This is a genomic window from Streptomyces aureus (assembly GCF_000725495.1).
In the GTDB taxonomy this organism is placed as follows: Bacteria; Actinomycetota; Actinomycetes; order Streptomycetales; family Streptomycetaceae; genus Streptomyces; species Streptomyces aureus_B.
In genome coordinates, this window is record NZ_JNZD01000031.1 from 21,505 (window position 1) to 33,807 (window position 12,303).

Consider the following 12,303-nt stretch of genomic DNA (forward strand, 5'->3'; position numbering starts at 1 on the left):
ATGACTACCACTACAGCGTCCCACGCTGCGGACCTGGTCGCCGCCCTCCTGTTCATCCTCAGTCTGGCGGGACTGTCCCAGCACCGCACCTCCCGTGCCGGTGTCGTGTACGGCATCGCCGGCATGACCCTCGCCCTGGTCGCCACCGTCGTCCTCGCGGCGCAGAGCATCACCGCGGGCGCGGTCACCCTCATCCTCGTCGCGATGGCACTGGGCGCCGCGATCGGCATCTGGCGGGCGCGGCAGGTCGAGATGACCCAGATGCCCGAGCTGATCGCCGTGCTGCACAGCTTCGTCGGCCTCGCCGCGGTGCTGGTCGGCTGGAACAGCTACCTGGAGGTCGAGGCGCACGGCGCCGCGCAGAAGCACGTCACCTCCGACCTGCTGGGGATCCACCACGCCGAGGTGTTCATCGGCATCTTCATCGGCGCGGTCACCTTCACCGGCTCGATCGTCGCGTTCCTCAAGCTGTCGGCTCGCATCAAGTCCCAGCCACTGGTCCTGCCGGGCAAGAACGCGCTCAACGTGGCGGCGCTCGCGGCGTTCGTGGCGCTGACGGTCTGGTTCACCATCAGCCCGAACCTCGGTCTGATGATCGCCGTGACGGTCCTCGCGCTCGTGCTGGGCTGGCACCTCGTCGCCTCGATCGGCGGCGGTGACATGCCGGTCGTCGTCTCCATGCTCAACAGCTACTCGGGCTGGGCCGCCGCGGCCGCGGGATTCCTGCTCGACAACAACCTGCTGATCGTCACCGGCGCGCTGGTCGGATCCTCGGGTGCCTACCTGTCGTACATCATGTGCAAGGCGATGAACCGGTCCTTCATCTCGGTCATCGCGGGCGGATTCGGCATCGAGGCCCCCACGAGCGGCGGCGAGGAGCAGGGCGAGCACCGCGAGGTCCAGGCCCAGGAGGTGGCCGAGCTGCTGACGCAGGCCCGGTCCGTCGTCATCACCCCCGGCTACGGCATGGCCGTGGCCCAGGCGCAGCACCCGGTCGCCGAGCTCACCCGCCGGCTGCGGGAGCGCGGTGTGGAGGTTCGCTTCGGCGTCCACCCCGTGGCGGGCCGTCTGCCCGGGCACATGAACGTGCTGCTGGCCGAGGCCAAGGTGCCGTACGACATCGTCCTGGAGATGGACGAGATCAACGACGACCTCGCCGACACCTCCGTCGTCCTGGTCATCGGCGCCAACGACACCGTCAACCCGGCGGCGGAGGAGGACCCCACCAGCCCGATCGCGGGCATGCCGGTGCTGCGGGTGTGGGAGGCGGAGCAGGTCGTCGTCTTCAAGCGCTCCATGGCCTCCGGTTACGCGGGCGTGCAGAACCCGCTGTTCTTCCGGGAGAACAGCGGCATGCTCTTCGGCGACGCCAAGCAGAGCGTCGAGGACATCCTGCGCGCGCTGCCCGCCGACCCGCGGGCCCAGGCCCCGAGCGAGGCGGCCCTGGCGCGCTGAGCCCTGCGGGGGCACAACGCTCCCGCCCGGCCCGACCGGTCACGGCAACGGCCCACCGGCTGTCCGTCCCCCACGGGGGGCGGCAGCCGGTGGGCCGTTGCTTTTGTGTGAGGGCACCCGCTCCCCTGGTCGCGTCGATCCGCGAGCGGAACAGACGCGTTGTGGAGCTCACCCGGTCGGCACGGCGTCAGTGGCCGACGGGTTCCGGCTCGTTGCGGAGGGTGTGGCCGGATCCGGTGCGCAGGACACCGGCGGCCGCGGCGGTCGTGACGCACAGGAGGGTCAGCAGGACGAAGGCGTGGTCGAGGGCGACGAGGTGGGTCAGCCAGCCGATGAGGGCGGGCCCGGCGAGCATGCCCACGTAGCCGAGTCCGGCGACGCGGGAGACGTTGGCGCCCGCGGCGGCGGGGTCGGCGTGGCCGGCCGCGCTGAACAGCTGCGGGACCGTGCCGGACAGGCCGAGGCCGAACAGGGCCCATCCGGTGAACGCGGCCCACATCCAGGGGCAGAGCGCCACGAGCGTGATGCCGACGGCGGCCAGGGCCGCGCCGTGGCGCAGGACCGCGAAGGAACCGTAGCGGGCGACGATGCGGTCGGCGAGGAGCCGGCCGATGGTCATGGCGGCGGCGAACGTTCCGTAGGCGAAGGCGGCCGTACCGGCGGGAGCGCCGAGGACGTCCTTGAGGTGCAGCGCGCTCCAGTCGTTGGCGGCGCCCTCGCACAGCATGACCATGAAGGCCAGGGCGGCGAGGAGCCAGACGCGTCCCCCGCCCGTACCGCGGGGCGCGGCGGCCGCCGGTGACCCGCTCTCCGCCTCGGGGCCGGGGTCCGCGCCGGTGTCGGTGGTACGTGCGTCCGCACCCGCCTCGGCGGGGTCGGCCGCGGGGCCCTCGGGCAGCAGGGCCCGTACGGTCGCCAGGGCGATCACGATGCCGACGGCCCCGATGACGGCCATGCTCGTGACCGGCGTCAGACCGGCGCTCGCGGCGGCCGCTCCGAGGAGCGCGGCGAGGACGCCGCCGACGGAGAAGGTGGCGTGGAAGCCCGACATGACGGGCCGGCCGTAGGCCTTCTCCACGTGGACGGCGTGGGCGTTCATGCTCACGTCCAGGGAGCCGTTGCAGAACCCGAAGACGAGCAGGGCGCCCGCCAGTGTCCAGGGGTCGTCGGCCAGGCCGGGCAGGATGAGGGACGCTCCGCACAGCACTCCGCTGACGGGCACGACGATCCGGGCGCCGAACCGGTCGGCCAGGGGACCTGCCACCTGCATCCCGGCGAAGGCGCCGAGGCCGAGCAGGACCAGCAGACCGCCCAGGGTCGCGTGGCTGACGCCCACGCGTTCCTCGGCGGCCGGAATGTGCACCACCCAGGCGCCCATCAGGGTGCCGCAGAGGACGAAGTAGACATAGGTGGCCACACGGGCTGCCCGAAGCGAACGTTCCATGCCGCTCACCGTAACGAACGTTTTGGATGTGCGAAAGCTCGAGAATTGAACACATTGTGCGTTCGTTACGGGATGGTGTTCAATCCCGGTATGAGCAACGCAGACCGGCACGGGCTGATCGCGAAGGCAGTCAGGGACTCCGGCGGCGCCACGGTACAGGAGCTCGCGGAGCTGACCGGCGCCTCGGAGATGACCATCCGGCGCGACCTCGACACCCTGGCCGCGCAGGGCGTGCTCGAACGGGTGCGGGGCGGGGCGCGCACCCTGCTGCTCAGGGGCGAGGAGCCCCCGTTCGCCCTGCGCACCAACGAGTCCGTCGACGCGAAGCGCCGGATCGCCGCCGAGGTCTGCGCGCTCGTCGCCGACGGCGAGAGCGTCCTGCTGGACAGCGGCACCACGTGTCTGGAGGTCGCCCGCCTGCTGCGCGAGCGGCCCGTCACCGTCATGCCGCTGTCCTTGCAGGCCATCCATCTGCTCGGCGAGACACCCGGCACGGCCACGCTGGTGGTGCCCGGCGGACAGCCCCGCGCCGCCGAGGGGGCGCTCACCGGCCCGCTGACCCTCGCCTCCCTGGCGGCCCTGCGGTTCGACACCGCCGTCATGGGCTGCTGCGGGCTGAGCGCGGCCGACGGCCTGACCGCCTACGACCTCGACGACGCCGCGGTGAAGAAGGCGGCCATCGCCTCGGCGCGCCGTGTCGTCCTGGCCACGGACGGCAGCAAGCTCGGCCACTCCGCCTTCGCCCGCGTCTGTCCCTCCACGGCCCTGCACACCCTGGTCACCGACGCGGGGGCCCCCGCCGACGAGGTGGCGGCACTGGAGAGCGGCGGCACGATCGTCAAGACCGTTTGACGATCCGGCCTCGCGGGGCCCGTCCGGCCCCCGGTCAGCGGGCCATCCACCGGTCCATCTCGCCGGCCCGGCCACTGAGCGCCTCGGCGACGGCGCCCGGCTGCGGCCGGGGTCCCGGCGGAACCTGTACGTCGAACCGGGCTCCCCCGGCCATGGCATCGACCTCGGGCCCGGGTATCACCACCTCGATCCCGGCCCGCCGGGCGAGCGCGACCGCCGCCGCCACGAACCCTTCGGAGAGGGCGAGGATCACCCGGTGCCCGGTCCCGCAGTGCCAGGCCACCAGGTGCTGGACGAACTCCTCGTAGAGGACCGGGTCGACGGCCAGCGTGTCCGGGTCGCCCCAGAACCTGCCCTGGCCGATCCCCGAGGGCAGTCCGAGTTCCGCCTCGAACACCTCGATCTGCCGCATGAAGAGGCGGCCGGCGCCGTTCGAGGGGTCCCACAGCGTCTCTTCACCCAGCTCGAAATCCATGCTCACGTCGTGCCCAAAGCGCTTTCCAGGAGGGGAAGCAGACGCTCCCAGTGGCGCTCCAGCCCGGCCGCGTCGAAGGCGTCGGTGTCGGTCATCGTGAAGCCGTGGACGGTGCCGGGGTAGATCTCGCAGGTGTGCTCGACACCGGCGGCCTCCAGGGCCTTGTCCAGCGCGCCGACCACCTCCGGGGTCATGTCGCTCTCGGCGATGCCGAGGTGGACCTTGGCCGTGATCTCGGGCAAGAGGAGGTGCGGGCTGTCGGGAGCGTCGTTCATCAGGGGGCTGGGGTGGAACCCGGCGAGGGCGGCGACCTTGTCGGGGTGGGCGGCGGCGGTACGGACCGCCACGTTGGCTCCCATGCAGTACCCGACGACGGCGACCGGTCCGGCGGCGACCTCGGGCTGTTCCGTGAGGAAGCCGAGGTAGGCGCCCGCGTCACGCAGGGCCCGCTCGGCGGTGTGGGCCTGGATCAGGGGCATCACCTGAGCGAAGACCGCGGGCCGGTCCTCCTGCGTGATGTGCTCGGGCAGCTCGACCACCGGCGCCGGTCCCTGCCGGTAGAAGACGTTGGGGACGAGCACGTAGTAGCCGTGCCCGGCCAGCTTGCGGGCCATCTCCTCCAGCACGGGCCGCACGCCGAAGGCGTCCATGTAGAGCAGCACCCCGGGGTGCCGCTCGCCGTTGTCGGGGTGGACGGCCAGGGCGTCGGCCTGACCGTCGGGAGTGGGGATCTGCACTGCCTTGACGACGGGAATGACGGAACTTCCTTCCTCGGACCGGTGAAGCGGGGCGGAAACGGTCCCCGCACGCGCGGCCGCGAGCCCGGACCGTCCTCGCGTTCGGGCTCGCGGAGCCCGCCCGACGGGCCGGATCATCGCACCCGCGGCCGGGCCACGGAGCTCCAACACCCCGTATGCAGCTGTGCGTTCATCCTAGGCGGGCTCGGTTGCGGCGGGGCGAACCGGGGCGATCTTGCGTCCGCACGGAAAATCGCCGCCGAGGGGTGGGGTGTCAGGCCGGGATGCGCACGGTCTCCACCCAGTCCGGAGGCTGCGGAGCGGAGGATCCGATCAGCGCGGCGATGACCCGGCAGGGCGGGTGTTCCTCGGGCCAGGGCGTCAGTCCGTCCGTCAGGACCACGACGATGTTCGGGCGCTCCGCCGTCGCGAGGGCGGCCTCGATGCCGACGCGCATGTCCGTGCCGCCACCGCCGCCCAGGGTGATCTGTTCGGTGGCCGTCACCCGGGACACGGCGTGGACGTCGGCGTCGCAGGCGAGCACGGTCACGCGGTTGCCGCGGATCCCCACCTCGCGCAGGACGCCCGTCACCTCCCCCAGGGCGGCGGCCAGTTCGGCGTCGCCCATCGAGCCGGAGGTGTCGATGACGACGGCGACGCGCGGCAGCGGCCGGCGCAGGCTCGGCAGGACGACGCCGCGCAGCGCCGGGGTGCGGCGCGAGGGGTGGCGGTAGGTGTAGTCGACGGCTCCGCCGGCCCAGGCGGCGGCCTCCCGGACCGCGCCGGACAGGGCCTGGCGCCAGTCGACCGTGGGTTCCAGGACCTCCTCGGCCCAGCGCTGCCAGCCCCCGGGCAGGGTGCCGCGGGTGCGCTGGTGGACGCGCATCGCGTCGGCCGTCTGCCGGCGCAGGGCCTGCGCCTCGACGTCGCCGAGCCGTGCGGGGCCGCCCGGGCCGGTGAGTTCCCAGGGAACGGAGCGGCCGTGGGCGCCCGGTCCGCAGTCCGGCGCGTGCTTGGAGGGCGGGAGCCGGTCGACGTACTCCTCGAACAGCCTGCCCTCGGGGAGGCCGAAGCGGCGCGGTTCCATGCGGCCCTCGGGGAGGCGCAGGCCGTCGGCGAGGAGATCGTCGTTGATCTCGCAGTCCTGGGCGATGTTGACGCGGTGCCAGTCGCGCTGGGTGGCGGCGGGCAGCCGGTCGGCGCGGCCGTGGTGGTCGCGCAGCAGGTGGGCCGCTTCGTGGATCCAGACGCCCGCGAGTTCGGGCACCGGGGTGGCGTCGACGAAGGCGGGCGACACGTAGCAGCGCCAGTGCCGGTCCACGCCCATCGTCGGGACCTCGGTGCTCGGGACGACGGTCAGGGCGTAGAGCGCCGACGCCAGATACGGCCGGTCGCTCGCCGCCCGGTAGCGGGCGGCGAGCAGTTTGGTCATGTCCAGGGCGGAGCGGGAACCGTCCGCCTTGCCCGCGGACCTCACCGGCCCAGCGCCCCGGACATCTGGAGCAGGTCCAGGAAGCCGTCGATCCCGGGTGGTACGGGCCAGTCGAGGTGCCGCATCGAGGCGAGGTCGGTGGCGGCGCGGGCGGCCACGTCGGGGACGCCCGCGTCGACGGCCTTCGCGAGGACCGTCCAGCCGGCCTCCCAGCGGGGCCGGGTGAGGTCGCTCTGGATGGCGGAGACCACGGCGATGAGGAAGGCCAGTTGCCGGTCTCCGCGGTCGGGCAGGGCGAAGGCGTCGGGGTCGGCGAGGACCCGGTCGGGGTCGGGGAGGTCGAGGTGTTCGAGGTAGGACAGCAGCTCGATGCCCGCGCCGTCGCCGACGGCACCGGTGAGCACGGCGGCCAGCGCCTCACGGCCGCCGCCGGCCGCGTAGCTCGTGGCGAGCAGTTTGAGCGCCATCTCCCAGGTGCGCGGGGACGGCCAGGACCGGCCCCGGCTCTCGGCGTCGCCGGGGATGTGGTGCACCAGACCGGGGCGGGCCGTGAGGAAGCCGGAGATCGCGCCGCGGGCCCGGGCGACGGCACCGGGCACCTTGGTCGCTCCGACGACGGGCACGGTCACCTCGGGCCAGGTGCCGGCCAGACCGCGGGCGACGGTGCGCGGGTCGTGGGTCCATTCGAGGTGGACGAACCGGTTGGCGAGCGGCGGGCTGAGGTGCCAGCCGTCGGCCGCGCTGGAGGGCGGGTTGGCGGCGGCGACGATACGGACCGCCTCCGGCAGGACCAGGCTGCCCACGCGTCGTTCGAGCACCACGCGCAGCAGGGCCGCCTGCACGGCGGGCGGCGCGGAGGAGAGTTCGTCGAAGAAGAGCAGGCCCTGTCCGGCGGTCGCGAGCCGGACCGCCCAGTCGGGCGGGGCCATCGGGACGCCGGTCGTGGCCGGGTCGTCCCCGACGATGGGCAGTCCGGCGAAGTCGGAGGGCTCGTGGACGCTGGCGATGACCGTCTCCAGCGGCAGGCCGAGCCCGGCCGCGAGCTGTTCCAGCGCGGCCGACTTGCCGATGCCCGGCTCGCCCCACAGCAGCACCGGCTGATTGGCCGTCACCGCGAGCGCGAGCGCCTCCAGTTGGGGGTTCGCGGCGCGTTCGGTGCGGTGTGTTCGCAGCCTGCGGTTGAGGTCGTCGGCGGCCGCCAGCGGACCGGACGGCGGGGCGGTGGTGGTGCGGTCGGCGTTCACAGGGCCGGCCTCTCCTCTTCGCCGGACGCGCCGGCGTCACCCGAGACGGGCTCGGACTCGGACTCGGACTCGGGCTCGGGCTCGCCGGATTCCTCGGACGGCTCGGACTCCACGGACTCCGTCTCGGCTTCCTCGTCCTCGTCCTCCTCTTCGTCCTCGTCGGTGCCGAAGTACTCGTCCTGCTCGTCCATCCATTCGTCCCACCAGTCGGCGCCGACGTCCGGGTGCTCCGCCTCGACCCGCTTCTGGAGGAAGGCCAGGTCGGGGCGCTTGTAGCGGCGGACGATCTGGGCGATCGAGAGGTCGGTCTGGTCGACCGCGTCGAGCCGGGCCCCGGCGGCGACGAGCGCCTCCACCAGCGCCTTCGAACCGAGGTCGTTGGCCGCCACGTACAGCGCCGTGCGATCGCGCCGGTCGGTGGCCTCCAGGTCGATTCCCGCCGCCAGCAGCCGCGACAGGAGCGGTTCGTGGTCGAGGAGGTTGAGCGCGTGCAGCAGGGTCCGGCCGTTGGCGTCGCGTACGCGGGGGTCGACACCGGCGTCGAGGAGTTCGACCACGCCGGGGGTGTCGCCGTGCTGGGCGCGCTGGAACAGCTCGTTGCGCTGCTCCCGCAGGGCCCTCGGCAGCCGGCCGCGTCCGGAGGACCACGTCTGCTGCACGGCGAAGCAACCGGCGACGGCACCGCCGAAGGCGCGCAGGGCCCGTTCGCGCTGCTGCTCCTCGTCGGTGTGCGGCATGTGCAGCAGGCCGTCGGAGCGGAAGGACACCTCGTGCCATTCGCCGCGGCACCTGACCCTGACCGGCGCGGGAGCCGTCGGTCCCGGTGGCCCCGCCGGGCCCGCCGGTGCGGGAAGGGCGGGGAACAGCGCCTCGCGGACGAGCGGGTGCAGATGCTCCGCCGCGACGCCTCCCACGCGCATCAGGTCGAGGTCGGGAAGCCTGCGCCACAGGGCCTCGGCCAGAACCGGCACGTACTTGGCCGCGTCCCGCTCGACGGCGCGCGCCCGCAGTCCGCCGCCCTCCCTGGGCTCCAGCAGGATGTACGTCCGCCAGTGCGCGGTGATCACGAAGCGGTCGCCGACGCCCGCGGCGACCTGGCGGCGGATCTCCGGCTCCAGGCGGGTGTACTCGACCGCGATCCCGTCGAAGAGTCCCCGCAAGCCTGGGTTCTGAGGGCCGGTGGAGTCCGCCTCGATGCCTGCGGCAGCCAGCGCGGCGAGCGTCTCGCCCTTCTGGTGGAGCAGCTCGACCCACTCCGCCCGCGCCACGGGGTCGCCCGTTCCGGGATCGGCCACGGGCAGTTCGTCCGTCGCGCGCGGGGTGGCGTCGGCGTGGAAGAACGGCGGCCGGTCCGTGCCGCCGGAGCGGGCCGGCAGATCCGCGGCGCACCGCGCGTCCCAGAGATGGCGGGCGTGCCGCCAGTCCTCGGTGGTCGGGCCGAAGGCGCCCACGGCCTGCTCGTCCTTGACCGTGCCGAACCGCAGGGCGATCCGCTGCGGTCCGTCGATCATCGCGGGGGTGGTGACGTGCAGGTACGGCGTGGTGCGACGGTCCTCTTCGGACGCCTTCGGACGGTAGCGCGCGAGGACGACGGTCCGGTCGGTGACGAGCGTGGTACGCCCGCCCAGCATGCGCGGCAGGTGCCAGCGCAGCAGGTCGGGGGCGAAGTGGCGCAGGTCGTCCAGCAGGGCCGAGGCGACATCGGCGCCGCACCGGTCGCCGACCTCGGACAGGTCGAAGGCGATGTCGACGTTCGCCGCCGCGCAGGCGCCCCGCCAGTCACCGGCCAGCCGGGACGCGGTCGCGCGTTCGATCATCCAGCGGGGCACGGCGTACCGGCGGATCCGGCGCCGGCTCGACACCTCGTCCCGGGGAAAGCCTCGGAGTTCGACACGGGCGCTCAACGGTAGACACTCCCTATCGCGCGCAGGTCGGGGTGCGCCCTGCCGACGGGCCGCAGGCGCTGGGTGAAGGACCGCTTCACCTTGCGGGGCAGGCCCGGCCCCAGACCCACGTACTCCAGGGGTGAGCCGTCGGGCACCGCGGCCAGCAGCGTCTTCGCGCCCCGGCCGGTCAGGCCGGTGTGGCACAGCTCCAGCCGGCGCAGCGGACTGCCGGGCAGCGCAGCGGCGAACGCGTGCGCGCCTTCGTCGCCGGTGGCGTTGGCGGGGGCGCCGAGGGTGCGTGCGGACAGGGGCCGGCCCAGGTCGAGTGCCTCGATGCCGCCGAGCGCGTCGGCGAGGGCGCGGGCTCCGGCGGGTCCGATGCCGTTGCCGCCGAGGCCAAGGCGCACCGGGCGCCCGGGGTCCATGGCGGCGGCGAGGATCGCGGCGCCTTCGTCCCCGAGGTGGTTGGCGGGCAGGTACAGCTCGCGCAGGCCGGCGTCGCGGATCAGGGTCGCCAGCAGTGGGGCGGCGTCGGCGGTCAGGCCGTTGCCGCCGAGGAAGAGGCGCTCCACCGGGGCGGGCCGGTCGACCAGGGTGTCGCACAGGGCCCGCAGACCCTCGGTGGTCAGGCCGGTGTTGACGAGGTCGAGGGTGCGCAGCGTGGTGTTGCGGCGCAGTGTCGCGGCGAGGGCGTGGGCGCCGTGGTCGCCGACCGGGTTGCGCTTGAGCCACAGGGCGTGGACCGTGCGGTCCGTCGTCAGGGCGTCGGTGAGCGCGGTGACGCCCTCGGGGCCGATGCGGTTGCAGCCGAGGTACAGGGTGCGCAGGCCGTGGCCGTCGGCAAGTGAGGCGGCGACCGAGCGGGCTCCCTCGTCGCCGATGGCGTTGGTGCCGAGCAGGACGTGGGTGGCGTGCGGGGAGGCGGCGGCCACGGGCATGAGCCGGGCGGCGCCGCCGGGTCCGAGGCCCTGCTTGCACAGGTCGACGCGCCCGTCCGCGCGGACGGTGCCGAGCGTGAACGTCTCGTCGGTCTCGACCGGCAGGGCGGACCGCAGCCGGGCGAGCAGCGGCTCCAGAGCAGCGGGTTCGCTGATCGGGATGTCGGGGTGCTCGATCGCGGGGCAGCGTACGGGCGTCGGCTGCGTCATCACCACTCCACCGGTCCATCGCCGGTGCCCGGAGAGCCGAGAGCGGCATCGCCCCCCGCCCGCTCAGGCTGAACCGACGCCAATCGACTTTCGTCTACGACAAAGGTGGCAAGACCGGTCGGATTCGAACCGACGTCCTCCAGCTCGATGCTTGGGCGCGACGACCTCTGCGCTACAGCCTTGCCGTGGTGGATCATAGCGGTTGCCGGACCCGCGTTCGAACCCGGCCGGACCACCGAGGGGGCCGACCGGTGCAAGCGGCCAGGGCCGGGCCAACGTCCGCCCCGGGAGACGCGCTTGGGAGCGGGCTCGTCGCAACGACCCATGGGTGCCCGGGGTGTGGCCGAACGCGCGGCGGAAGACGTCGACATACGCATCAGAAGCCCCACGGGCTGAGTTCCACGATCGCCGCGAACAGGTGCTCCCAGACGTTCTGCGCGGGCTCTTCCTTGTTCACGCAGAGCGGTTCGAGCGCGGCGACTTCGGCCAGGAAGTCACCGCGGCCGTCCTCGCCCGGGTACGAGTCCCAGCAGGCGCCCATGAACCGGTACACGGCTTCCAGGAGCCTTACGAACGTCTCGGTGTCCCGGGCGAAGGGGAAGGGCTCCTGGCCGTTGCGGATCATCGACACCGCGCCCGTCCCGGGGTGGACGAGCACGCGGCCGGTGTCGGCGTAGGCCAGGTCGAAGGTGCCCAGGTGCAACAGGCCGTGCTCGTCGGTCTCCAGCTCCCGGGCCTGCCCGTCCCTCCAGGCCAGGGTGAACGAGGCGACTCCGGCGGCGAACCAGGTCGGCAGACCGGCCGTGACGGCCAGCTCCCTCGTGGGCCCGTGCGTCAGGGCCGCGGGCAGTTGGTCCTCTGTCAGCAGTGCCGTCCCGTCGGCCCCGAAGGCCTCCCTCATCCGGGCCGCGTCCAGGGGCAGTTGGGCTGCGGTGGGCCCGGTGAACCACGGTCCGTCCTCTCCCCAGGAGACGCCGTCGGCGTCCGCCGGCTCGTGGACCGCCGTGCCCTCGCGCTCCAGAACCACGACGCCGCGCGCTTCGAAGAACATGGCGCGGCCGCGACCGAGGGGCGCGGGCTCCTCCCAGGTCTCGGGCAGGTGGAGTCCGTGGTCCTCGTCCGGGTCGAAGAGGACGGGCCCTTCGACCGGGGCGTCGTAAGGTCGCTCGGTGAACTCGCCGTCGGTGGGGGCTGGAACCCGCTCACCGGTGTCCGGATCGAGCCAGTGCTCCGGGGTCCACTGCGACCACACCTTCAGCAGGAGGCGTCCGTCGGCGGCCTCGTGGACCTGGACGTCGGCGTCTCCGCTCAGGTTCGGCCGGGCGCGGTAGGCACCGACCGGCCGCCACCAGGCCCAGACGGTCCGCCACGGCATACCCGGCTCGGCTTCGGCGACCAACTCGGCGTAGCCATCGTGGCCCAGAACCTTGGCGCTGAAGTGCAGCCAGGAAGCGAATTCGGCCCGCGGCACTTCCGCTCCGCCGAGGATCGTGACGGCCTGGGCCCAGACCTCACGGCCCACGCCGCCCCCGGCGGCGGGCACGTCGCGAAGCGCCACGGGTCCAGCGGCGAGCAGCGCCCCGGGCGAGGCGAACAGCGTGTCAAGATCGTCACGGGTCATGAGCACATG

The 12,303-nt window shown here is 73.4% G+C and carries 10 protein-coding genes and 1 tRNA gene; 2 read left to right on the forward strand and 9 right to left on the reverse strand.

Annotation, left to right across the window (positions count from 1 at the left end; all coding sequences use genetic code 11):
- A complete protein-coding gene (gene pntB / locus IO36_RS30895; RefSeq protein WP_037624566.1) occupies window positions 1–1,455 on the forward strand; it encodes a Re/Si-specific NAD(P)(+) transhydrogenase subunit beta in 1,455 nt (484 codons plus the stop codon).
- Window positions 1,456–1,642: 187 nt separating this feature from the next.
- On the opposite strand, the gene IO36_RS30900 is transcribed toward pntB, so the two are convergent.
- The gene (locus IO36_RS30900) at window positions 1,643–2,899 is read right to left on the reverse strand and encodes an MFS transporter (RefSeq protein WP_051901088.1); all 1,257 of its coding nucleotides are present in this window, start codon (window positions 2,897–2,899) and stop codon (window positions 1,643–1,645) included.
- Window positions 2,900–2,989: 90 nt separating this feature from the next.
- Here IO36_RS30900 and IO36_RS30905 point away from each other — a divergent pair, with 90 nt between their 5' ends.
- Complete coding sequence (locus IO36_RS30905) at window positions 2,990–3,751, forward strand: DeoR/GlpR family DNA-binding transcription regulator (protein WP_037624654.1); 762 nt, start codon at window positions 2,990–2,992, stop codon at window positions 3,749–3,751.
- Between the two features lie 34 nt (window positions 3,752–3,785).
- Here IO36_RS30905 and IO36_RS30910 read toward each other — a convergent pair whose 3' ends face one another.
- From IO36_RS30910 to IO36_RS30945, 8 genes are all read right to left on the reverse strand, one after another.
- Window positions 3,786–4,226 (reverse strand): DUF6086 family protein, encoded by a 441-nt coding sequence (locus IO36_RS30910; protein ID WP_245173551.1) that lies wholly within the window; start codon window positions 4,224–4,226, stop codon window positions 3,786–3,788.
- A 2-nt stretch (window positions 4,227–4,228) separates the two neighbouring features.
- Entirely contained in the window at window positions 4,229–4,963 is a 735-nt protein-coding gene (locus IO36_RS30915) for a dienelactone hydrolase family protein (RefSeq protein WP_425535560.1), read from the reverse strand.
- A gap of 274 nt (window positions 4,964–5,237) precedes the next feature.
- Complete coding sequence (locus IO36_RS30920; RefSeq protein ID WP_051901092.1) at window positions 5,238–6,395, reverse strand: vWA domain-containing protein; 1,158 nt, start codon at window positions 6,393–6,395, stop codon at window positions 5,238–5,240.
- Between the two features lie 41 nt (window positions 6,396–6,436).
- Entirely contained in the window at window positions 6,437–7,639 is a 1,203-nt protein-coding gene (locus IO36_RS30925; RefSeq protein ID WP_037624573.1) for an AAA family ATPase, read from the reverse strand.
- Window positions 7,636–9,543 carry an ankyrin repeat domain-containing protein gene (locus tag IO36_RS30930; RefSeq protein ID WP_063764927.1) on the reverse strand — a complete coding sequence of 636 codons (1,908 nt, stop codon included), beginning with the start codon at window positions 9,541–9,543 and terminating at the stop codon, window positions 7,636–7,638. Before IO36_RS30930 ends, IO36_RS30925 begins: the two co-directional genes overlap by 4 nt.
- On the reverse strand, window positions 9,540–10,673 hold the full coding sequence (locus IO36_RS30935; RefSeq protein WP_037624574.1) for a leucine-rich repeat domain-containing protein: 1,134 nt from the start codon (window positions 10,671–10,673) through the stop codon (window positions 9,540–9,542). Before IO36_RS30935 ends, IO36_RS30930 begins: the two co-directional genes overlap by 4 nt.
- A gap of 106 nt (window positions 10,674–10,779) precedes the next feature.
- A tRNA-Arg gene (locus IO36_RS30940) sits at window positions 10,780–10,855 on the reverse strand.
- 194 nt (window positions 10,856–11,049) lie between these two features.
- Window positions 11,050–12,294 carry an SUKH-4 family immunity protein gene (locus IO36_RS30945; RefSeq protein ID WP_037624576.1) on the reverse strand — a complete coding sequence of 415 codons (1,245 nt, stop codon included), beginning with the start codon at window positions 12,292–12,294 and terminating at the stop codon, window positions 11,050–11,052.
- Between the last annotated feature and the right edge of the window lie 9 nt (window positions 12,295–12,303).

Excerpts from the sequence above, each read along its gene's own strand:
- pntB (WP_037624566.1), top strand. The coding sequence starts at position 1 with ATGACTACCACTACAGCGTCCCACGCTGCGGACCTGGTCGCCGCCCTC.
- IO36_RS30920 (WP_051901092.1), bottom strand. The coding sequence starts at position 6,395 with ATGACCAAACTGCTCGCCGCCCGCTACCGGGCGGCGAGCGACCGGCCG.
- IO36_RS30900 (WP_051901088.1), bottom strand. The coding sequence starts at position 2,899 with ATGGAACGTTCGCTTCGGGCAGCCCGTGTGGCCACCTATGTCTACTTC.
- IO36_RS30910 (WP_245173551.1), bottom strand. The coding sequence starts at position 4,226 with ATGGATTTCGAGCTGGGTGAAGAGACGCTGTGGGACCCCTCGAACGGC.
- IO36_RS30935 (WP_037624574.1), bottom strand. The coding sequence starts at position 10,673 with ATGACGCAGCCGACGCCCGTACGCTGCCCCGCGATCGAGCACCCCGAC.
- IO36_RS30945 (WP_037624576.1), bottom strand. The coding sequence starts at position 12,294 with ATGACCCGTGACGATCTTGACACGCTGTTCGCCTCGCCCGGGGCGCTG.
- IO36_RS30905 (WP_037624654.1), top strand. The coding sequence starts at position 2,990 with ATGAGCAACGCAGACCGGCACGGGCTGATCGCGAAGGCAGTCAGGGAC.